At 71.2% G+C, this 19,935-nt stretch carries 19 protein-coding genes; 11 read left to right on the top strand and 8 right to left on the bottom strand.

Annotation, left to right across the window (positions count from 1 at the left end):
• Nucleotides 1-12: 12 nt before the first annotated feature.
• Complete coding sequence (locus tag ACFYTQ_RS14315) at nucleotides 13-1,557, bottom strand: AMP-binding protein (RefSeq protein WP_387360586.1); 1,545 nt, start codon at nucleotides 1,555-1,557, stop codon at nucleotides 13-15.
• A gap of 79 nt (nucleotides 1,558-1,636) precedes the next feature.
• Between ACFYTQ_RS14315 and ACFYTQ_RS14310 the strand changes: the two genes are divergently transcribed.
• Together ACFYTQ_RS14310 and ACFYTQ_RS14305 are read left to right on the top strand one after the other, a co-directional pair.
• Nucleotides 1,637-2,515, top strand: a complete 879-nt coding sequence (locus tag ACFYTQ_RS14310) for an acyl-CoA thioesterase (RefSeq protein ID WP_387360584.1) — start codon at nucleotides 1,637-1,639, stop codon at nucleotides 2,513-2,515.
• Between the two features lie 39 nt (nucleotides 2,516-2,554).
• Nucleotides 2,555-2,944 (top strand): DUF427 domain-containing protein, encoded by a 390-nt coding sequence (locus ACFYTQ_RS14305; RefSeq protein WP_387360582.1) that lies wholly within the window; start codon nucleotides 2,555-2,557, stop codon nucleotides 2,942-2,944.
• A gap of 5 nt (nucleotides 2,945-2,949) precedes the next feature.
• On the opposite strand, the gene ACFYTQ_RS14300 is transcribed toward ACFYTQ_RS14305, so the two are convergent.
• On the bottom strand, nucleotides 2,950-3,756 hold the full coding sequence (locus ACFYTQ_RS14300) for an NAD(P)-dependent oxidoreductase (protein WP_387360580.1): 807 nt from the start codon (nucleotides 3,754-3,756) through the stop codon (nucleotides 2,950-2,952).
• Nucleotides 3,757-3,836: 80 nt separating this feature from the next.
• Between ACFYTQ_RS14300 and ACFYTQ_RS14295 the strand changes: the two genes are divergently transcribed.
• From ACFYTQ_RS14295 to ACFYTQ_RS14265, 7 genes are all read left to right on the top strand, one after another.
• A complete protein-coding gene (locus ACFYTQ_RS14295; RefSeq protein ID WP_387360578.1) occupies nucleotides 3,837-4,280 on the top strand; it encodes a hypothetical protein in 444 nt (147 codons plus the stop codon).
• On the top strand, nucleotides 4,280-5,080 hold the full coding sequence (locus tag ACFYTQ_RS14290; RefSeq protein WP_387361294.1) for an SDR family oxidoreductase: 801 nt from the start codon (nucleotides 4,280-4,282) through the stop codon (nucleotides 5,078-5,080). The genes ACFYTQ_RS14295 and ACFYTQ_RS14290 overlap by 1 nt, the downstream gene beginning before the upstream one ends.
• Before the next feature lie 145 nt (nucleotides 5,081-5,225).
• A complete protein-coding gene (locus tag ACFYTQ_RS14285; RefSeq protein WP_387361292.1) occupies nucleotides 5,226-5,948 on the top strand; it encodes a TetR/AcrR family transcriptional regulator in 723 nt (240 codons plus the stop codon).
• Nucleotides 5,945-7,252 carry an enoyl-CoA hydratase-related protein gene (locus tag ACFYTQ_RS14280; protein WP_387360576.1) on the top strand — a complete coding sequence of 436 codons (1,308 nt, stop codon included), beginning with the start codon at nucleotides 5,945-5,947 and terminating at the stop codon, nucleotides 7,250-7,252. Before ACFYTQ_RS14285 ends, ACFYTQ_RS14280 begins: the two co-directional genes overlap by 4 nt.
• A complete protein-coding gene (locus ACFYTQ_RS14275) occupies nucleotides 7,249-8,424 on the top strand; it encodes a CoA transferase (RefSeq protein ID WP_387360574.1) in 1,176 nt (391 codons plus the stop codon). Before ACFYTQ_RS14280 ends, ACFYTQ_RS14275 begins: the two co-directional genes overlap by 4 nt.
• Entirely contained in the window at nucleotides 8,421-9,806 is a 1,386-nt protein-coding gene (locus tag ACFYTQ_RS14270; protein WP_387360572.1) for an amidohydrolase family protein, read from the top strand. Before ACFYTQ_RS14275 ends, ACFYTQ_RS14270 begins: the two co-directional genes overlap by 4 nt.
• Before the next feature lie 93 nt (nucleotides 9,807-9,899).
• Nucleotides 9,900-10,394: a DoxX family protein gene (locus tag ACFYTQ_RS14265; RefSeq protein ID WP_387360570.1), complete on the top strand. Its 495-nt coding sequence runs from the start codon at nucleotides 9,900-9,902 to the stop codon at nucleotides 10,392-10,394.
• Between the two features lie 60 nt (nucleotides 10,395-10,454).
• Here ACFYTQ_RS14265 and ACFYTQ_RS14260 read toward each other — a convergent pair whose 3' ends face one another.
• The 3 genes from ACFYTQ_RS14260 to ACFYTQ_RS14250 all read right to left on the bottom strand — a co-directional run bounded on the left by ACFYTQ_RS14260 (nucleotide 10,455) and on the right by ACFYTQ_RS14250 (nucleotide 13,179).
• The gene (locus ACFYTQ_RS14260; RefSeq protein WP_387360568.1) at nucleotides 10,455-11,291 is read right to left on the bottom strand and encodes a mycofactocin-coupled SDR family oxidoreductase; all 837 of its coding nucleotides are present in this window, start codon (nucleotides 11,289-11,291) and stop codon (nucleotides 10,455-10,457) included.
• A complete protein-coding gene (locus ACFYTQ_RS14255; RefSeq protein WP_387360566.1) occupies nucleotides 11,288-12,580 on the bottom strand; it encodes a cytochrome P450 in 1,293 nt (430 codons plus the stop codon). The genes ACFYTQ_RS14260 and ACFYTQ_RS14255 overlap by 4 nt, the downstream gene beginning before the upstream one ends.
• Nucleotides 12,581-12,675: 95 nt before the next feature.
• Nucleotides 12,676-13,179 (bottom strand): hypothetical protein, encoded by a 504-nt coding sequence (locus ACFYTQ_RS14250; protein ID WP_387361290.1) that lies wholly within the window; start codon nucleotides 13,177-13,179, stop codon nucleotides 12,676-12,678.
• Nucleotides 13,180-13,426: 247 nt separating this feature from the next.
• Here ACFYTQ_RS14250 and ACFYTQ_RS14245 point away from each other — a divergent pair, with 247 nt between their 5' ends.
• A complete protein-coding gene (locus tag ACFYTQ_RS14245) occupies nucleotides 13,427-14,608 on the top strand; it encodes an amidohydrolase family protein (protein WP_387360564.1) in 1,182 nt (393 codons plus the stop codon).
• Complete coding sequence (locus ACFYTQ_RS14240) at nucleotides 14,605-16,053, top strand: FadD3 family acyl-CoA ligase (protein ID WP_387360562.1); 1,449 nt, start codon at nucleotides 14,605-14,607, stop codon at nucleotides 16,051-16,053. Before ACFYTQ_RS14245 ends, ACFYTQ_RS14240 begins: the two co-directional genes overlap by 4 nt.
• Nucleotides 16,054-16,058: 5 nt before the next feature.
• Here ACFYTQ_RS14240 and ACFYTQ_RS14235 read toward each other — a convergent pair whose 3' ends face one another.
• From ACFYTQ_RS14235 to ACFYTQ_RS14225, 3 genes are read right to left on the bottom strand one after another with little or no spacing between them, the layout of a single operon-like run.
• Complete coding sequence (locus ACFYTQ_RS14235) at nucleotides 16,059-17,216, bottom strand: thiolase family protein (RefSeq protein ID WP_387360560.1); 1,158 nt, start codon at nucleotides 17,214-17,216, stop codon at nucleotides 16,059-16,061.
• Nucleotides 17,213-18,421 (bottom strand): CaiB/BaiF CoA transferase family protein, encoded by a 1,209-nt coding sequence (locus ACFYTQ_RS14230; protein ID WP_387360558.1) that lies wholly within the window; start codon nucleotides 18,419-18,421, stop codon nucleotides 17,213-17,215. Before ACFYTQ_RS14230 ends, ACFYTQ_RS14235 begins: the two co-directional genes overlap by 4 nt.
• Entirely contained in the window at nucleotides 18,418-19,875 is a 1,458-nt protein-coding gene (locus tag ACFYTQ_RS14225) for an aldehyde dehydrogenase family protein (protein ID WP_387360556.1), read from the bottom strand. The genes ACFYTQ_RS14230 and ACFYTQ_RS14225 overlap by 4 nt, the downstream gene beginning before the upstream one ends.
• Nucleotides 19,876-19,935 lie beyond the last annotated feature (60 nt).

Raw genomic sequence — 19,935 nt, 5'->3', positions numbered from 1 at the left:
TATATGAGAATATTATTCTCCCGCGGCCCCGGCCGCCAGTTCCTGCCGGATGCGGTACTTCTGCACCTTGCCGCTGGGCGTGCGCGGCAGGTCCGCCACGATGTGGACCTCCTCGGGCCACTTCTGTTTGGCGAGACCGCGTTCGGCGAAGTGGGCGCGGATGTCGTCGAGGGTGGGCGCGGCGTGCCCGGGACGCAGCCGCAACACCGCCGCGGCGTGCTCGCCCAGGCGGGCGTCGGGGGCGGCGACCACGGCCGCCTCGGCGACCGCGGGCAGGCCGAGCAGGATCTCCTCGACCTCCACCGCGCTGATGTTCTCCCCGCCGCGAATGATGAGGTCGGTGGTCCGATCGGTGATGCTCAGATAGCCGTCCGCGTCGAGGACGCCGATGTCCCCCGTGTGATACCAGCCCTCGGCGTCGAAGGCGCGGGCGGTGAGCGCGTCGTCGACGTACCCCAGGCACAGATCCGGTCCGCGGGTGAGGATCTCGCCGTCCTCGGCCAGCCGCACCTCCACCCCGGGCAGCGGCTCGCCGTCGGTGAACAGCCTCTTGTGCGCGGGCGCGGTGTGCGCCGAGGCCGTCACCGACGGATGTTCGGTGCTGCCGTAGGAGCGGTAGACCACGATGCCGAGATCGGTCAGCCGCGTGGTGACCGCCGCGGGCACCGGCGCGCCGCCCATGCCCGCATAACGGATGAAGCGCAGATGCTCGGGGGTGAAGTCGGGATGGTCGAGCAGGCTGGTGAAGTAATACGGCACGCCCCCGGCCACATTCACCTCGAACTCCGTCATCAGCGCCAAGGCGCGATCGGTGTTCCAGACGTCCAGGAGATGGATCGGCGCGGCATTGAGCACGGAGATGAGCAGCGCGTTGATCATCCCGATGAAATGCCCGACCGGCGCGCAGGTCAGCTGCGCCCCGAAATCCGGCGGATAGTGCCCGCCCAACTGCCGGGTCTCGAAACCGAGCGTGCGATGAGAGTGGATGACCCCCTTGGGATCTCGCGTCGTACCGGAGGTGAAGGCGATGAGCGCGGGCGCGTCCGGATCGACCCGCGCCACCCCGGCCATCGGCTCGTCGGCCAGCAACTCCTCGAAATCGCGACCCACCACGCCGACGATCGGCACCCCGGCGCACACGGTCGGATCGAAGGTGAGCGCGCCGAAGCGCTCCACGGTGACGAACACCTTCGGCCGCGTGGTCGCGAGGATGTAGCCGACCTCCTTGCGCCCGTAGAAGTGCACGATCGGCACCACCACCGCGCCGAGCAGCGCCGAGGCCCAGAACGTCGCCGCGGCCTCCATCCAGTTCGGCAGCTGGAAGGCCACCACGTCCCCCGCGCCCACCCCGCGCGCGGACAGCCCGGCCGCGAGCCGGCGCGCCACCCGCTCCACCTCCCGCACCCGGCCCGACCACGGCCGCACCTCCGAGTGCACCTGGAACCGCTGGTCCGGTGCCGCCGCCAGACCCCGGGCCAGCAACTCGCCCACCGTGTCCCGGGTCCACCACCCCTCCGCCACATACCGTTCGACCAGCTCCGCGGGAATCGTGCGCATGGTGGATATGTTATTCTCGTCAATGAGAATTACATATCCAAATGAGAGAACATGTCCCCGGACCGGTGAGGAGGTGCCCGTGGGCGCGAGAATCGTTGCCCCCGCGTGGGTTCAGGCCGAACTCGTCCGGCTGATGGACGTGCGGCCCGCGGGACCCGGGCGGTATCGCGCCCCCGCGCACGGCCCGTCCGAACGCAATGTGGTCGAGGCCGGGCAACTGCTGGGCGGCGCGGTGGTCGCCGCGGCCGCCGAACTGCCGGGCCATCGCGTCACCTCGGTCTCGATGATCTTCTCCCGGGTCGCCGCGCACGACGCGCCGCTGACGTTCGACCTCGAACTCCCGCACCGCGGCCGCACCTTCGCCACCGCGCGGGTGGGCGTCACCCAGGACGAGCGACTGTGCGCCTCGGGCCTGGTCCTGCTAGATTCCGGTGCGCCCGAGCTCATTTCGGCCGCCGAGCCGATGCCCCGGGTCCCCCCGCCTGAACACCTGCGCCCGCTGGATCTGCCGGGCGCGGTCGTGGCGGGCCGGGACACGCGGGTGGTCGGCGGCTACGACCCCGCGAGCGCGGCGTGCGGACCGCCGGAGTTGTTCGTGTGGACGCGTTTTCACGACGCCCCGCGGCGTCCGGAGCTGCACGCCGCGCTGCTGACCCAGTCCACCACGCACTGGACCGTGGCCGCCGCGCTGCGCCCGCACGCGGGCCTGACCGAGGCCATGGCCCACCACTCGATCTCGACCGGGATCACGATGGCGACGGTGACCTACCACGACGAGGCCGACGTGCGCGACTGGCTGCTGTACTCCACCCGCGCGATCTACGCCGGGCGCGGACACGCCCAGGGCGACGGGCGCGTGCACGCCGCGGACGGCCGTCTCGTCGCCTCCTACACCGTGCACGCCATGGTGCGCGGCTTCGCGGCGGACCGGGGCGGGAGCGCGGACGCCGTGCTGTGAGGCGACCGAGGCGGCACCATGGGATGGGAGGAGGCAGCGATGAAGCAATCGGGTTATGTCGAACGGCCGGACTACATCGTCGATGTGCGGCGGGTGCGCAACCGGATCCGGGTCACCCACGACGGGGAGGTCCTCGCCGAGAGCACCGCGAGTCTGCTGGTGGCCGAACAGGATCACGGCGTGGTCTTCTACCTGCCGAGCACCGACGTCCGCTTCGAACTGCTGGCGCCGGATCCCACGACCTCGCGCTGCCCGTTCAAGGGCGAGGCCCGGTACTGGCGGCCGGTGGACGGGACCGAGCCGATCGCGTGGGAGTATCCGGAGCCGTACCCGGAGGTCGCGGTGCTGCGCGGGCACATCGGCTTCTACCAGGATCGGGTGAATCTCGAAGTGGGCGTGGCCGTTCCGGCGGTCACCGGGCGGCCATGATCGCCTCAAACCAGATCGAACGGCCCGTCCGCGATGACCGCGGCCAGCGGGCCGAGGGCGATACCGGCGCTGTCGGCGGCCTCGAGGCAGGCCGCCACATCCTTGCGCAGGAACCGGTCCACCACGCGTTCGAATCCGGCCACCCCGCCGCCGCGCCGAATCGACCCCGCCGCGTAACTGCGGCCGCTGCACAGCGACAGCGCGTCGAGCAGATCCCGCTCGGCGATGCCGAGTTCGCCGCCGATCCGCACCGCGGTCGCGACGAGTTGCGCGTTGGCGGAGAACAGCGCGTTGTTGATCAGCTTCACCGCCAGGGCCGTGCCGAGACCGCCGGTGGCGACGATGTTCCCGGCGTAGGCGGACAGCACCGGGCGCACGGTCTCGACCGCGGCGGCGGGACCGCCCAGCAGCACGGTCAGCTCGCCCGCCGCGATATCGTGCGGGCCGCCGCTGATCGGGCCGTCGAGCAGGACCGGACCGTCCGGATGCGCGGCGGCCAGCGCGCGCAGGGTGGCGATGGAACCCGTTGTGTGCGAGACGATCACGGCGTCGCGGGCCGCACGCTCCAGCACGCCGCCGGGCGCGCCGAGCACCTCGGTCAGCTGGGCGTCGTCGTAGAGGCACACGATGACGACGGGCTGCGCGGCCGCCTCGGCCGCCGCGTCGGCCACCGTCGCCCCGAGCGCGCGCAGCCGCTCGCGCACCTCGTCGCGGCGCGCGTACACCACCACCCGGTGCCCCGCGCCCACCAGCCGGGCCACCATCGGCTCGCCCATCTGTCCCGCACCGACGAATCCGACGCTCCGCGTCATCGCGAGGCTCCTTCCACGACCTTGCCCCGAGCATACCGTTTGCCTTACCGTTGCTTATACAGCATCTTTCAGGAGCGCCCATGAGAGACGACGAAATCCCCGGTCTCACACCGCGAATCGCCGCGGCCCTGCACGACAGCGGCAAGGCGCTCGCCGATCGCGTCCGCGCCGACATCCTGCACGGCCCGCGCCCGGTGTTCCTCTACTACCTGGCGCAGTCCTTCGACACCCTCACCGCCACCCTCGCCCGAGGCGGCGTGCCGCGCCCGGCCACCCCGGCCCAGCAGCTGTGCCTGCACCTGATGCTCGACCACACCGAGCGCCACCGGGACGCGGTGGATCACGACACCGCGCGGGTCCGGGCGGCGCTGCTCGCCGACGGGACGCACGAGCCACTGGCCGCGTTGGTCCGCCACCCCGGACAGCCGGACGTCTACGACTTCGTGGGCCTCGGCGACGCGTTGAGCGCCCGGGGAATGGGCGCGTTCTTCGCTCCCGTCGAACCCGACAGCCTCGTCGCGTGATGGTCGCGGTCGTCATCGGCGTGGGGGGCATGGGCCGCGCCATCGCGCGCCGGATCGGCAGCGGGCGGTGCCTGCTCCTCGCCGACTTCGACGCCGCGGCCCTGGACACCGTCGCCGAGCAGCTGCGCGACGAGGGCCACACGGTCACCGCGCGGGTTGTCGATGTGGCGCACCGGGATTCGGTGCGCGAGCTCGCCGACGCCGCCGACGCGCTCGGCCCGGTCACCCGGATCGCGCACACCGCCGGGCTGTCCCCGACGCAGGCGCCCACGGCGGCGATCCTGCGCGTGGATCTGCTCGGGGTCGCGTTGGTGCTCGAGGAGTTCGCGCGGGTCGTCGCGCCCGGCGGGGCCGGGGTGGTGATCGCCAGCATGGCCGCGCGACTGATCGGCGCGCTGCCCGACGATCAGGAGCGGGCCCTGGCCGCCACCCCCGCCGACGACCTGCTCACGCTGCCCTTCCTCGCCCCGAAGGCGCTGACCGAACCCGGCGCGGCATACGCGATCGCCAAGCGCGGCAACGTCTTACGAGTCCGCGCCGCCGCCGGGGCCTGGGGCGCGCGCGGGGCGCGGATCAACTCGATCAGCCCCGGCGTCATCTCCACCCCGATGGGCCGCCTGGAACTGTCGAGTCCGCTCGGGGCGGGGATGCGCGCGCTGATCGAGATGTCGGCCACCGGCCGCGTGGGCACGCCCGACGACATCGCGGCCGCCGCCGAATTCCTGCTCGACCCCCGCGCCGGATTCGTCACCGGCACCGATCTGCTCGTCGACGGCGGCGTGGTGGCCGCGGCGAGTTGATCGCCCGGACCCCGGTCGACGGAATGCCCAGCGGTACGATTTACCGTGGTGCCTACGGTCGGCGGAATGCCCAGCCGTACCATTTACCGTGGTGCCTACGGTCGGTGGTGCCTACGATCGGGTCGATCCGGAGGTGGTTGCGGCGATGGCCAAGCGAGCGACGGCGGTGAAACGGCAACGCCGGGAACGGGGTTCGCTCAACCCCGACGATATCCTCGCGGGCGCCTTCGAACTCGCCGAGCAGATCGGGATCGACAATCTGAGCATGCCCATGCTGGGCAAACACCTCGATGTCGGCGTCACGAGCATCTACTGGTACTTCCGCAAGAAGGACGATCTGCTCGAGGCCATGACCGAGCGGGCGCTGGCCCGCTACGAGTCCGCGGTGTTCGGCCACGCCGCCCCCGAGGACGCGGACTGGCGGGCCGCGCTGCGCGCGCACGCCCACGCGGTGCGAAAGGTGTTCGCCGACAACCCGATCCTGTGCGATCTGCTGCTCGTCCGCGCCGCCGTGAGCCCGGGTGCCGTCCGAGCGGGCGCGGCCACCGCCGACCGCGCGGTCGCCGATCTCGTCGCGGCGGGCCTACCCCGGCGCGACGCGCTCGACACCTACGCCGCGATCCGCCTGCACGTCCACGGCTCGGCGGTGCTGCGCCGCCTGTTCGACAAGAACGAGGGCGATCCGGCGGCCGCGCCCGCACTCGGCGTCCCCGACGACCGAACCTTCGAATACGGACTGAACTGCATCCTCGACCACGCCGCCCGGCAACTCGACGCCGGTCACGCCCCCGCGCGTAAAACGCCCGCCAAGAAGGCGACCGCGAAACGGGCCCCCCACGCCCGCACCGCGGTGCCCGACCAGCGATGAGCGGACCCTCTGGCCCGGTACCGCATCCGGGTGACCCGGCCGCAATCACCTCCGGCGCGGTACCGCATCCGGATGACCCGGCCGCGATCACCTCCGGCCCGGCGCCACATCCGGATGCCCCGGCCGAAACCGCCTCCGGCGCGGTACCGCATCCGGATGACCCGGCCGCGACCGCCTCCGGCGCGGTGCCACATCCGGATGGCCCGGCCGCGATCACCTCCCGCGCGGTACCGCATCCGGGTGACCCGGCCGCAATCACCTCCGGCGCGGTACCGCATCCGGTCGGCCTCGCCGAAATCGCCTCCGGCGCGGCCGCTCTCACGCTGGACGCGGCCGGAGCGCCGCGGCATCCGTTGGTCGTGGTGGACCTCGGACGCAACGAGTGGCGGCACGCGGAGGCGGCGATCGAGGCGCTGCGGGGGCGCACGGTCGTCACGGTCGGCATCGCGGATCGTCCGCTGCCGGTGGCCGCCGCCCCGCTGCTGGAGGCGCTCACCTGCACGCTCGCGCCCGGCGGCCCCGGCGGCGCGTGGGTCGCGGGATCACCGGTCGATCTGAAGGCCATCGCGGCCACCGTCGCCGCCGCGCCCCGGGCCGCGCTCACGCTCGCGGGCCTGCTGGACCTCACCGCGCGGGCGAGCGTGACCGACGGCCTGACCGCCGAATCCCTGGCCTACTCCATGCTGCTGGCCGCGCCCGAATTCGCGGCCTGGCGCGCGCGGACCCCCCGCCGCCCGATCCCGGAACCCGCCGACCCGGTGCTGCTCGACCGCACCGGCGACGTCCTCACCCTCACCCTCAATGTGCCCGAGCGACACAACGCCTTCGGCCGCGCGGTCCGCGACGCGCTGCTGAACGGTCTGGCCGTCGCCGAACACGATCCGTCCATCCGCGAGGTCGTGCTGCGCGGCAACGGCCGATCCTTCTGCAGCGGAGGCGATCTCGACGAGTTCGGCACCGCCACCGATCCCGTGGCGGCCCATCTGGTCCGGCTGCGGCAGAGCGCGGCGGCCGCGATCCACCGACTCGGCGACCGGGTGCGCGTCGAGGTGCACGGCGCGTGCATCGGCGCGGGCGTCGAGATCCCGTCCTTCGCCGCACGGATACGCGCCCGCCCCGACGCCCGCTTCCGCCTTCCCGAACTGGGCATGGGCCTGGTCCCCGGCGCGGGCGGCACGGTCGGCATCACCCACCGCATCGGCCGCTGGCGCACCGCGTATCTGGCCCTCACCGGTCAGCCGATCGACGCCGCCACCGCCCTGGAGTGGGGCCTGATCGACGAACTCACCGACGGCGAGCCGTGACCACGCCCCTGCGCGCCTGGGCCGCGTCGGGGGCGATGGCCCTCACCGGCCACACCGACGGGCCGCCCTGTGCCGCACCGGGATTCCCCGCCGCGCGGGTCGCGACCGGCCTCGAACGCATCGCCGACCTGACCCGCGCGCGCACCGGGACCACACCCCGGCTGCCGGGAGTGAACCTGCTCGGGGAACGCGCCGCCGCCATGGGTTTCACGCGGCGCGGCCCGGTCTCGTGCGGCGGGGCCTTTCGGACGGTACGGACCGGTGACGGGTGGCTGGGATTGTCCCTCCCTCGGCCCACCGATCTCGAGCTGATCCCGGCGCTCGTCGAGAAGGCCGCCGTCACGGACCCGTGGGCGGCCGTGCTCGCCTGGGCGCGCGAACGTTCGACCCGGGAGGCGGCCGAGCGCGTCGAACTGCTGGGCCTCGCCGGGTCGGCGGTACCCGCACCTGGGCTGAATTCCCGTGCGGGCGTGGTGATCTCGCAATTCGGCCCGCGCACGCGGCGGCGGGAGAACCCGGTGATCGTGGACCTGACCGCGCTGTGGGCGGGTCCGCTGTGCGCGCATCTCCTCGGCCTCGGCGGCGCGCGAATCATCAAGGTGGAGAGCACGACCCGGCCCGACGGTGCGCGCCGCGGCTCGGCGGAGTTCTTCGACCTGCTGCATCGCGGACACGACATGCTCACTCTGGACTTCGGCGACGACCGCGATATCGACCGGCTGCGCGCCCTGATCGCCGACGCGGACCTCGTCCTGGAGAGTTCCCGCGCGCGGGCGCTGCGCCAGCTCGGCGTCGACGCGACCGCCTGCGCGGCGGCGGGCACCTCGTGGCTGTCCATCACCGCCCGCGGGCGCGCCAGCGATGCCGTCGGCTTCGGCGACGACATCGCCGTCGCCGCAGGGCTTTTCGTGCCCGACGGCGACGACCTGCTGCCCTGCGGCGACGCGCTCGCCGATCCCCTCACCGGGGTGTGCGCCGCCGAGGCCGCCGCGGCCGCGCTGCTCGCCGACCGCGCCCGCCTGATCGATATCGCCATGCTCCACCTGAGCGCCGAGACCGCCGCCGGTCCGGTCGAGGAGCACACCGTCCGCCACGACGGGCACCGCTGGTGGGTCCACACCCCCACCGACCGGTTCCCCGTCGCCCCGCCCACCGCGCGCACGCGATCATGAACATCCTGTTCCGCGACGTCGAGATCGACGGCGGCACAACCGATCTCCGCGTCGTCGGCGACCGAATCTCCGAGATCGGCCCCGACCTGCCCGCCCGCGCCGCCGAGATCGTCGACGGCCGCGGCGGCGCCCTGCTCCCCGGCCTGCACGACCACCACATCCACCTGCTGGCCACCGCCGCCGCGGCCCGCTCGATCGACTGCGGCCCGCCCGCGGTGACCGACCTCGCCGCCCTGCGCCGCGCCCTGACCGCGCGACCCGGCACCGGCTGGCTGCGCGGCACCGGCTATCACGAATCGGTCGCCGGACCCCTCGACCGGCACGCCCTGGACCGGATCGTCCCCGACCGCCCGCTGCGCGTCCAGCATCGCGGCGGAGCTCTCTGGATGTTGAATTCGGCAGCGCTGGAAGCGATCTCGGACGTCCTGGACGACACCGCCGACGTGGAACGCGACGCGTCCGGCGTCCCGAACGGGCGGCTGTGGCGCTACGACACCCGCCTGCGGCCCGCGCTCCCCGACGATCCACCCGACCTGACCGCGCTCGGCCGCACGCTCACCCGCTACGGCATCACCGGCGTCACCGACGCCACCCCCGATCTCGACGCGGCCGCGGTGCGCCTGCTCGCCGACGCGCACCGCGACGGCGCGCTCCCCCAGCGCCTCACCCTGCTCGGCGCGGAACCCGAAGCGGCGCAGGGCCTTTCGGTCGGCCCGCGCAAGCTGCTGCTACGCGACCACGACCTGCCCGACTACGACACCCTCACCGCGATGATCTCCGGCAGCCACCGCCGCGGCCGCCCGGTCGCGGTGCACTGCGTCACCCGCGAATCGCTGCTGCTGACCCTCGCCGCCCTCGACGAGGTCGGCGCGCTACCCGGCGACCGCGTCGAACACGCGGGCGTCGTGCCCCCCGGGGTGGCCGAACACATCGCGCGGCTCGGCGCGGCCGTGGTCACCCAGCCCGGCTTCCTGCTCGACCGCGGCGACACCTATCTGCGGGAGGTCGCCCCCGACGACCGCGACCACCTCTATCCGCACGCGAGCCTGCGGCGCGCCGGGGTCCGCGTCGCGCTGTCCAGCGACGCCCCCTACGGCCCCCTCGACCCGTGGACCGTCCTGCGCGCCGCCGTCGAAAGAACCACGCGCACCGGCCGACTCGTGGGCCCGCACGAGCGCGTCGATGCCGCGACCGCCCTCGCCGCCTACCTCGGCCCGCCCGAGCGGCCGGGTGGCCCGCCGCGCCGCCTCGAACCCGGCGCGCCCGCCGACCTCTGCCTGCTGCGCACACCCCTGCGCCACGCCCTCGCCCACCCCGATCACACCCTCGTCCGCGCGGTCGTGATCGGCGGCCGGATGCCCTTCCTTTTTGGCACCCAGTGACATTATGCTGGCTGCCACACTCTCCCCTCCCTCGGGGACGACATCCGCCCGCTGGCGTGACACCCCGAATCCCCCACTCCACGAGGTACTTCCATGATCGAATCCGATACCGCGCTCGCCCTGCTCCGCCTGGTGCTGGGCGTGATCATGATCGCGCACGGCGTCAACCACTGGATCGGCGGCGGCAAGATCGCCGGAACCGCGCGCTGGTTCGCGAGTCTCGGGCTGCGCAACGGCACGCTCCAGGCGTGGTTGAGCGTGCTCACCGAGATCGGCGCGGGCGCGCTGCTGGTGCTCGGCCTGCTCACCCCGTTCGCGTGCGCGGCGGTGGTGTCGGTGATGCTCGTCGCGGGCCTGCTCGCACACCGGCCCAACGGGTTCTTCGTGTTCAAGGAGGGCTACGAGTACGTGCTGGCGCTCGCCGTGACCGCGGTGGCCACGGCGCTGCTCGGCCCCGGCCGACTGTCGCTCGATCACGCCGCCGGTATCGAGATCACCGGCTGGGCGGGCGGCGGCATCGCCCTGGGCCTCGGCGTGCTCGGCACGGCCGCGCTGCTGGCGGTGTTCTGGCGGCCCGCCGACAAGTAGGCTCGCGTAGTCGAGCGCCGGTGAGAATCCCACCGGCGCTCGGTTACACTGTGCGACAGGCTATTTCAGCATGCTGCCCGCGTCGATCGGCAGCGGCACGCCGGTCACGTAGCGCGATTCGTCGGAGGCGAGGTACAGCACCGCGTTGCTGATGTCGACCGGCTCCACCCACGGGATGGGCAGGGTGTGGAACATGCGGCAGATCGGATCCAGATCCGCCGGACCCGGATGCTCGAGGTCCGGACGGAACAGCTTGTAGGTGCCCTCGTTCATGACCATCGGGGTGTTCACGTGTGTGGGATGCACCGAGTTGACCCGGATGGAGTGCTGGCCCAGCTCGACCGCGAAGGTCCGCATCAGGCCGACCACCCCGTGCTTGGCCGCCACGTAGTGCCCGACGTTCGGGTACGCCTTGAGCCCGCCCACCGAACTGGTGAGGATGATCGACCCGCCGCGCCCGCCGGAGATGATATGTCCCGCACCGGCTTTCACGGTCTTCCAGACGCCGCCGAGGTTGACCCCGATCATGTCGTCCCACAGATCCTCGCGCAGGTCGAGCAGCTGACCGCCCTCGTTGCCGATGCCCGCGTTGGCCACGATGACGTCCAGCCGCCCCAGCTGTTCGACGCCGCCGTCCACCGCGGCCTTCAGCGCGTCGTAGTCGCGCACGTCGACCTCGGCCGTAACGATCCGCCGCCCTTCGGCTTTCACCAGGTCGGCCGTCTCGGCCAGATCCTCCGGCGTCGACATCGCGAACGGCACATTGTCCAACTGCTTGCAGACGTCGACCGCGATGATGTCGGCGCCCTCCTGCGCCAGGCGCACCGCGTGGCTGCGCCCCTGACCGCGTGCCGCACCGGTGATGAATGCGACCTTGCCCTCGACCCGTCCGGTCATCGTGGTTTCCTCTGTTCGTCGTTGGGAGTGAATTCGATGTGCAGCTCACGCAGCCCGCGCAGGATGTAGGTGGGCTCGTACTCGTAGCGGCGCGCGTCGCGCGGGCCGTGTTTGTCCTCGTCGATGCGGATATCGAGCATCCGGTCGAGGATGCGTTCGATCGACACCCGGCCCTCCACCCGCGCCAGCGGTCCGCCCGGACAGGTGTGCACGCCGCGCCCGAAGGCCATGTGCTCGCGGGCATTCGGGCGATCGAGCCGGAACTCGTGCGGCTCGTCGAACCGGCGCGGATCCCGATTGGCCGCCCCCGGGCACAGCATGACGACCTTGCCGACCGGCACCTGGACCTCGCCCAGCGAGGTGTCCCGCTTGGTCAGCCGGAACAGGCTTTTCACCGGGGCCTCCAGCCGCAGCGTCTCCTCGATGAACAGCGGGATCTTGCCGCGGTCGGCCCGAAGTCGTTCCTGGAGTTCGGGATTGTCGCCCAGGAAGCGCAGCGCGGAGGTGAGCAGTTTGGCCGTGGTCTCCTGCCCGGCCGCGAACAGGAAGGTCGCCGAGCGCACCACCTCGATGATCTCGGGGGTGGACCCGTCGGGATACTTCGCCAGCGCCAGCTGTGTCAGCACATCGTCGCGCGGTTCGCGGCGGCGGTCGGCGATGTAGGCGCTGAACTTCTCGTCGAGGAAGTCCAGCGGGTTGGCCGAGACGATGTCCTCGTCGAGCGCGCCCACCCGCGCGCCCGGGCGGTCGGCGCCGAGCACGACCCGGAACTGCTTGTGATCCTCCTCCGGGACACCCAGCACATCGGCGACCACCAACAGCGAGAACGGCTTCGCGTAGGAGGCCAGGAAGTCGCACCGGCCGTCGGCGACGAATTCGTCGAGGTGGGCGTCGGCCAGACGCCACATGAACTCCTCGTTCTCCTTCAACCGGGCCGGTGTGAGCAGCCGGTTCAGCAGCGAGCGGGCGTAGGTGTGCTCGGGCGGATCCATCGTGACCATGTGCTCGAACATGGGCATCTTGTGCCGGTGCTCGGCGATCAGCTCGGTCAGATCGTCGCCTGCCACCTCGAACGGCAGGGGCGGGAACGGGCCGCCGAGCGCGACCATCGACGACAGCGTCTCGCCGCTGCGCATCGCGTCGGCGGTCTCCTCGTACCCGGTCACCGCGACGACGCCGTGCGCCACCTCCGTCACCGGGCATTTCGCGCGCAGGTGGTCGTAATAGGGATGCGGATCGGGAACCAGCGTCTGATCCGTGAAGTAGTCGACGGTGTCGAAGTCAGTCATCCTGGACAGCTCCTGCCATGCGTGAGACCCAACCGATAGTAACTTGGTTACTCATTTCAAGAGAATAGCGTTCTCCACTTCGAGTAGCGAGCTACTTACAGCGGGTTAGCTTGATTCTCAGACTCCGTTCGCCCCATCGCGCCGGTCCGGAACACCTCGAACCTCCCGACGGCCTCCCCGCCGCAGCCCGCGGCGGTCAGCGCGCACGCCTTGAACGCCCGCGCGGCCACACTCACCCGGTGTTCGGCGGTCGCCACCCGCGAGTCCAGCTCCGCGGGCAGGGCGTCGCCCCAGACCGTGATCTCGGCCCGGCCGTCGTCCAGACAGGCCAGAACCCCTTCGCGCACACGGGGATCCGCGCGATACGATTCCGCGGCCACCGCGATGACGTCGGGCCACACATCGTGCGGGCCGCCCGCGAGGGACCGCTCGAGATCGAGGACGGTCGCCCCGAGGATCTCCAGCGGACGGACGTCGCGGCACCCGGGCACGAGCACGGTGACCTCCCAGCCCGCCGAGGACCGATCGAACAACCAGCCGCCCGCGTGGCGGACCACATCGACCGTCCGCGGCGCCACCACCGCCAGACGGTACCGCAGCGGATGCCGTCGCGCGTGCGCGCGCCAGCGGGCGGCCGCGCGCGTGCCCCGGGCGCCCTTGTCGACGGAAGCGGCGGAGTTCCCGGACATGCTGTCCCCTCTCGGGCACGAAAACACCGTTCTCCAAAATGTGAGATCGGTCTCATCGGAGATAGTAACGGCATTCGGCCAATTCCGGCAGGCATCGGGCATTGCCACGCCCAGCCCAGCGAGAATACGATTCTCTCAACGAGACAAGGAGGATCTCATGGGCAAGCGCGATCTGCCGTATCAGCTGTTCGACGCGGACAACCACCTGTACGAGACCAAGGAGGCGCTCACCAAGTACCTCCCCGAGCGCTTCCGGGGCGCGATCCAGTACGTCGAGGTGAACGGCCGCACCAAGATCGCGATCCGCAACCAGATCAGCGAGTACATCCCCAACCCCACCTTCGAGGTGGTCGCCCGGCCCGGCGCGATGGAGGAGTACTTCCGCAACGGCAATCCGGAGGGCAAGAGCCGACGCGAGATCTTCGGCGAGGCAATGAGATCCATCCCCGCCTTCCGCGAGCCCGCGGCGCGGCTGGCCCTGATGGACGAGCTGAACATCCACCGCTCGCTCATGTTCCCGACGCTGGCGAGCCTCATCGAGGAGCGGATGAGCGACGATCCGGAACTCATCCACGCCGTCATCCACGCGCTCAACCAGTGGCTGCACGAGACCTGGCCGTTCAACTACGCCGACCGCATCTACACCGTGCCGGTGGTGAGCCTGCCCATCGTCGACAAGGCCATCGAGGAACTGGAGTGGGTCGTCGAGCGCGGCGCCCGCGCGATCCTGGTGCGGCCCGCGCCGGTGCCGGGCCTGGCCGGCTCGCGCTCGTTCGCGCTGCCGGAGTTCGATCCGTTCTGGCGGCGGGTGATCGAGCTCGATGTGCTGGTGGCCATGCACTCCTCCGACAGCGGGTACGCCAAGTACGCCTCGGACTGGGAGGGCAACCGCGCGGAAATGCTTCCGTTCCAGACGAATACGTTCCGCATGGTCAACGAGTGGCGGCCGATCCAGGACGCGGTGGCGTCGTGGGTGTGTCACGGTGGGCTGCTGCGCAATCCGGAGCTCAAGATCGCCGTCATCGAGAACGGCGCGAGCTGGCTGCCGCCGCTGCTGGCCGAGCTGGCCGACGTCTACAAGAAGGCGCCGGAGGGCTTCGGCTTCCAGGATCCGGTGGCCGCGATCAAGCGCAGCGTCCACGTCAGCCCGTTCTGGGAGGAGGATCTCGGCGCGCTGGCCGACCTCATCGGCGTGGAGCGGGTGCTGTTCGGATCGGACTACCCGCATCCGGAGGGGCTGGCCGAACCGGCCCGCTACGTCGACGTCGTCAAGGACATGCCGCTGGAGCATCAGGAGCTGATCATGGGCGGCAACCTCGCGCGATTGCTGTCGCTGTGAGCTGGGAGTCCATTCCGCACCTGGTCCGCGACGCGGCCGAACGGTTCGGCGATGCCGAGGCCGTGGTGGACGGGCGGGTGCGGTGGAGTTTCGCCGAACTCGCGCGACGGGTGCGCCGGGCCGCGGGGGCCTACGCCGCGGCCGGGATCGGCCCGGGGGATCGGGCGGCGATCTGGGCGCCGAATTCGGCGGACTGGATCGTCGCCGCCCTCGGGCTGCTCACCGCGGGCGGGGTGCTCGTGCCGATCAACACCCGGTTCAAGGCGGCCGAGGCGGCCGATGTCATCACCCGCAGCGGGGCGAAACTCGTGCTGGCACAGCAGGGTTTCCTGGGAACGCGCTACACCGCCCCGGCCGGGGTGCCGGTCATCGATCTGAGGTCCGGCTTCCTCGCCGAGGGCGATCCGTTCGAGCGCGAGGTCGACGGGAACGCGATCGCCGACATCATCTTCACCTCGGGCACCACCGGAAAACCCAAGGGCTGCATGATGAACCACCATCAGACGCTGCGGCTGTACGCGGAGTGGTGCGATCTGGCGGATCTGCGCGAGGGCGACCGCTATCTGATGGTGAACCCGTTCTTCCACACCTTCGGGCTCAAGGCGGGTATCGTGTCCTCACTCATCCGCGGCGCGACCATGCTGCCGGTGCCGGTGTTCGACGTGGACCGGGTGCTGGAACTCGTTGCGCGCGAACGCGTCACGATGCTGCCCGGACCACCGACGCTGTACCATTCACTGCTCGCGGCCCAGGGGGAACACGATCTGTCGTCGCTGCGCGCGGCCGTCACCGGTTCGGCCGACATCCCGGTCGAGCTGATCCGGCGGATGCGCGAGGAACTGCCGTTCGAGTCGATCATGACCGGGTACGGCCTGACCGAGGCGGGCACGGCCACCGCGTCGCGGCCCGGCGACACCTTCGAGCAGATCGCCACCACGGTCGGGCTGCCCTGCGACGGCGTCGAGGTGCGCATCGCCGACGACGGCGAGATCCTGGTGCGCGGCTACTCCGTGATGCGGGGCTACCTCGACGATCCGGCGGCCACCGCGGCGGCCATCGACCCCGAGGGCTGGTTGCACACCGGCGATCTGGGCAGTCTCGACGACACCGGGCGGCTACGTGTGCTCGGCCGCAAGAAGGACATGTTCATCGTCGGCGGCTTCAACGCCTACCCGGCCGAGATCGAGGACTTCCTGCTCGAGCATCCGGCCGTCGCGCAGGCGGCGGTGATCGGGGTGCCCGACGAGCGGCTCGGCCAGGTGGGCATGGCGTTCGTGGTCGCCAAAGGCCCGCTCTCCGAGGCGGATCTGATCGCGTGGAGCCGCGAGCGGATGGCCGGGTACAAGGTGCCGCGCACCGTGCGTCTGGTCCCCGACCTGCCGCTCAACGCCACCGGCAAGGTCGCCAAGGACCTGCTGTCGGCCGAGGCGACGCGGCCCGCCTGATCGGATCAGCGCGGGCCTTCGAGGAGGGTCACCGCCGCCACGGCGGTGGGGCCGCCGATATTGTGCGCCAACCCGATTCGCGCGCCGTCGACCTGGTTGACGGCGTCGCCGCGCAACTGCTCGAACAGCTCCACGCACTGCGCGATCCCGGTCGCCCCCGGCGGATGCCCCTTGCATTTGAGCCCCCCGCTCGGGTTGACCGGCAGCGCGCCGCCGACGGTCGTCGCGCCCGACTCCACCAGCTTGTACCCCTCGAACCGGTCGGCGAAGCCGAGGTCCTCGTAGCTCATCAGCTCGATGCCGGTGAAGAAGTCGTGCACCTCGGCGACGTCCACATCGGCCGGTTCCAGCCCGGCCATGGCGAAGGCGCGCCGCGCCGCGCGCACCGTCGCCGGGAACGTCGTCATATCCCGCTTGTGTTGGTGCATCACCGAATCCAGGCCCAGCCCCACCCCGCGGATCCACACCGGCCGATCGGTGTAGCGATCGACCACCTCGGCGGCGGCCAGCACCAGCGCCGCCGCGCCGTCGCTCTGCGGCACGCAGTCGTACACGCCGAACGGATCGGCGACGAGGGGCGCGGTCATGGCCTGTTCCATGGTGATCTGAAAGCGCAAGCGCGCCTTCGGGTTCCGCGCGCCGTGGCGGTGGTTCTTCACCGCCACCATGGCCAGATGCTCCCGGGTGGCCGGGGATTCGTGGAGATAGCGGTTGACGTGCAGGGCGAATCCGGCCGGGGTGAACGGGCCCAGGGGATAGTCCCAGGCCCGATCCGCCCCGGTGGCCTCCCATTCGCGCAGCAGATCCCGCTGCGCGGTCTCGCGCAACTTGTCCGCGCCGATCACCAGCGCCACGTCCACGAGGCCCGAGGCGATGCCGAACACCGCGTTGCGCACCGCGTCATTGCCTGTGGCACAGGAGTTCTCGATCTTCGTGACCGGCAGTTCGGGCAGCCCGAGGGCGTCGGAGAGGATGCCGGCGGCGAATCCGTCGGTGCCGCCGGTCGCCCCGAACCAGGCGGCGTCCAGATCCGCGGTTCGCAGGCCCTTGTCCACGCTGGCCGCGCACTCGGCGAAGGCGAGGGGCAGCAGATCCTTGACCCCGAGGGCGAAATGCTCGGCGAACGGTGTCATGCCCGCGCCGACGACGGCCACCTCCCTCATGCGATCGCGCCCGCCGTCTTGAGTTCGAGGATGCGGTCCCAGTCCAGGCCGAGTTCGAGCAGCACCTCCTCGGTGTGCGCGGCGAACTCCGGGCCGGGCCGCAGGTCGGGGGCGGTCACATCGAACTGCACCGGACTCGACACCAGAGTCGATTCCCCTGCGGGACGGAGATATTCGTTGGCGGCGATCTGCGCGTCATGCCCGACCTGCACCGAATCCTGCACCGGCGCCCACGGCCCGGCCAGCGTCGCGAACCGCTCGGTCCACTCCGCGAGGGTGCGGGTGGCGATCACCTCGCGCAGGATGGCCACGGCCTCGGGGGTGTGCTCGGCGATCCGCGCGGCGTCGGCGAAGCGCGGATCCTCGGCCAGTTCCGGCCGATCGATGTGGCGGCACACATCGGCCCAGAACTTGCCCGGCTGCAACATGACCAAGGACAGGTAGCGGCCGTCGGCGGTGGTGTACAGCCCCGACAGCGGATTCGTCGGCGCGCCGTGCACGCCCGGGGCGGGCGCGGTCATCGGCTCCTTGGTGTAGCTCGACAGGGCCACCGAATGCCCGATCGACCACAGCCCGCTGCCGAGCAGCGACACGTCGACCACCGAGGTCTCCCCGGTGCGTTCGCGTTTGAGCAGCGCCGCGGCGATCCCGCCCGCGAGGTTCGTCCCGGAGATGGTGTCGCCGAAGGCCGGACCGGGCGGACCGATCATGCCGGTCGTCCCCTCGGGGGTGATGGTGGCCGCGACACCGCCGCGACACCAGTAGGCGGTCATGTCGTACCCGCCGCGCTCGGCCTCCACGCCGCGCGGGCCGAGCGCGCTGCCGCGTGCGTAGACGATGGCCGGATTCACCGCGCGGATGTCGTCGACATCGATGCCGAATTTCGTGCGCGCACCGGGCAGGAAGCTGGTCAGGAACACGTCCGCGGTCGCGGCCAGATCGTGGACGATCGCGCGGCCCTCGGGTTTGGACATGTCCACCCCGATGCTGCGCTTGCCCCGATTGGCGTGCTCCACATTGGGATTCGGGTCGCCCTCCACCTTGAATTTGCCGACCTGCCGCAGCCCGCGCTGCGGGTCTCCGGTGACGGCGTGCTCCACCTTGATCACATCGGCGCCCCAGTCCGACAGCACCGCGCCCGCCGAGGGCACGAACCCGTACATCGCGACCTCGAGCACCCGGATGCCGCTCAGCGGCCCGCTCATGCGACCACCTCCGCGAGGGTCTTGCGCTCCAGGAACTCCTCCAGCCCGACCCGGCCCATCTCCCGCCCGATGCCCGACTGCTTGTAGCCGCCGAAGGGCGCGTCGGGGGCGAAGTAGTTGCCGCCGTTGACACTCAGCGTGCCGGTGCGGATGCGCCGCGCCACCGCCTTGGCCCGCTCGTTGTCGGCCCCGAACACCGCCCCGGACAGCCCGTAGATGGAGTTGTTGGCGATGCGGACCGCCTCCTCCTCGTCGTCGTAGGGGATCAGCGCGAGCACCGGGCCGAACACCTCCTCCTGCGCGATCTCGCTGTCGGGATCGACGTTCGCCAGCAGGGTCGGCTTGTAGAAGAAGCCGGGCCCGGCCTTCTCGCCGCCGGTCACCAGGGTCGCCCCCGCCGCGACCGCGCGCTGGACCATGCCGTCGACCTTGTCGCGCTGCTTCTCCGAAATGAGCGGTCCCATATAGGTTTTCGGGTCGCCCGGATCGCCCCAGCGGACGTGGGCGAAGTTCGCGGCGACCAGTTCGGCGAACTTGTCGTGCTCGGCGCGCGGGACCAGCACGCGGGTGGTCAGCGCGCAACCCTGCCCGGCGTGGGTGACGACGCTGAACGCGGCGAACACCGCGGCCTGGGTGTAGTCGGCGTCGTCGAGCAGGATCATGGCCGATTTGCCGCCCAGCTCCAGGAAGACCCGCTTGAGGGTGCCGCTCGCGGCGGCCATGATCTTGCGGCCGACCGCCGTGGATCCGGTGAAGGTGATCATGTCCACGTCCGGATGGGTCGTCATGCGTTCGCCCACGGCCACATCCGAGGACGCCAGCACGTTCACCACGCCCGGCGGGATATCGGTGTGGTTGGCGATGATCTCGCCGATGGCCAGCGTCGCCAGCGGGGTGTCGGGCGCGCCCTTGAGCACGACCGTGCACCCCGCGGCCAGGGCGGGCGCGAGCTTGGCCAGGGTGAGCTGATGGGGGTAGTTGTAGGCGACGATGGCGGCCACCACGCCCGCGGCCTCCAACTCGACCCAGCGATGGTGCTGCTGACCGCGGACCTCGACAGTGCCCAGATCCTCGGTGAAGTCGTATGTCGGCAGCAGTTCGGCGTAGTAGCGCACGATCTCGATCGGCGCCTCGAGCTGGTTGGCGTGGGTGAGGGTACGGGTCGCGCCCACCTCGGCGATGGTCAGCTCGCGCAGCTCCTCCACATTGTCGCGCAGCGCCCGGTACAGCTGCTCGAGGCAGCGCGTGCGCAGCTCGACGTTCGTGGACCAGTCGGTGGTGTCGAAGGCCGTGCGGGCGGCCGCGATCGCGGCGTCGGCCTCGGCCACCCCCGCCTCCGGCGCGTAGCCGTACACCTCGCCGGTGGCGGGATCGAGCGAGGACACCACCCGCTCGGTCTCGACCAGCCGCCCGTCGATCAGTAGCCGCCGTGCGACCTTCTCCCGCGTTGACATCCCGTCTCCTGCCTATCCTGGAAACAACGTTCTCACTTCAGGAGAATGATACATTCATAG

The sequence above is a fragment of the Nocardia sp. NPDC004068 genome (assembly GCF_042874315.1).
In the GTDB taxonomy this organism is placed as follows: domain Bacteria; phylum Actinomycetota; class Actinomycetes; order Mycobacteriales; family Mycobacteriaceae; genus Nocardia.
The sequence above is the reverse complement of the archived record's forward strand: the minus strand, read 5'-3'. Positions and strand labels throughout refer to the sequence as shown.

Excerpts from the sequence above, each read along its gene's own strand:
- ACFYTQ_RS14260 (WP_387360568.1), bottom strand. The coding sequence starts at position 11,291 with ATGACCGGACGGGTCGAGGGCAAGGTCGCATTCATCACCGGTGCGGCA.
- ACFYTQ_RS14225 (WP_387360556.1), bottom strand. The coding sequence starts at position 19,875 with ATGTCAACGCGGGAGAAGGTCGCACGGCGGCTACTGATCGACGGGCGG.
- ACFYTQ_RS14255 (WP_387360566.1), bottom strand. The coding sequence starts at position 12,580 with ATGACTGACTTCGACACCGTCGACTACTTCACGGATCAGACGCTGGTT.
- ACFYTQ_RS14290 (WP_387361294.1), top strand. The coding sequence starts at position 4,280 with ATGGTCGCGGTCGTCATCGGCGTGGGGGGCATGGGCCGCGCCATCGCG.
- ACFYTQ_RS14235 (WP_387360560.1), bottom strand. The coding sequence starts at position 17,216 with ATGAGGGAGGTGGCCGTCGTCGGCGCGGGCATGACACCGTTCGCCGAG.
- ACFYTQ_RS14295 (WP_387360578.1), top strand. The coding sequence starts at position 3,837 with ATGAGAGACGACGAAATCCCCGGTCTCACACCGCGAATCGCCGCGGCC.
- ACFYTQ_RS14285 (WP_387361292.1), top strand. The coding sequence starts at position 5,226 with ATGGCCAAGCGAGCGACGGCGGTGAAACGGCAACGCCGGGAACGGGGT.
- ACFYTQ_RS14270 (WP_387360572.1), top strand. The coding sequence starts at position 8,421 with ATGAACATCCTGTTCCGCGACGTCGAGATCGACGGCGGCACAACCGAT.
- ACFYTQ_RS14315 (WP_387360586.1), bottom strand. The coding sequence starts at position 1,557 with ATGCGCACGATTCCCGCGGAGCTGGTCGAACGGTATGTGGCGGAGGGG.
- ACFYTQ_RS14280 (WP_387360576.1), top strand. The coding sequence starts at position 5,945 with ATGAGCGGACCCTCTGGCCCGGTACCGCATCCGGGTGACCCGGCCGCA.
- ACFYTQ_RS14230 (WP_387360558.1), bottom strand. The coding sequence starts at position 18,421 with ATGAGCGGGCCGCTGAGCGGCATCCGGGTGCTCGAGGTCGCGATGTAC.
- ACFYTQ_RS14245 (WP_387360564.1), top strand. The coding sequence starts at position 13,427 with ATGGGCAAGCGCGATCTGCCGTATCAGCTGTTCGACGCGGACAACCAC.
- ACFYTQ_RS14265 (WP_387360570.1), top strand. The coding sequence starts at position 9,900 with ATGATCGAATCCGATACCGCGCTCGCCCTGCTCCGCCTGGTGCTGGGC.
- ACFYTQ_RS14305 (WP_387360582.1), top strand. The coding sequence starts at position 2,555 with ATGAAGCAATCGGGTTATGTCGAACGGCCGGACTACATCGTCGATGTG.
- ACFYTQ_RS14300 (WP_387360580.1), bottom strand. The coding sequence starts at position 3,756 with ATGACGCGGAGCGTCGGATTCGTCGGTGCGGGACAGATGGGCGAGCCG.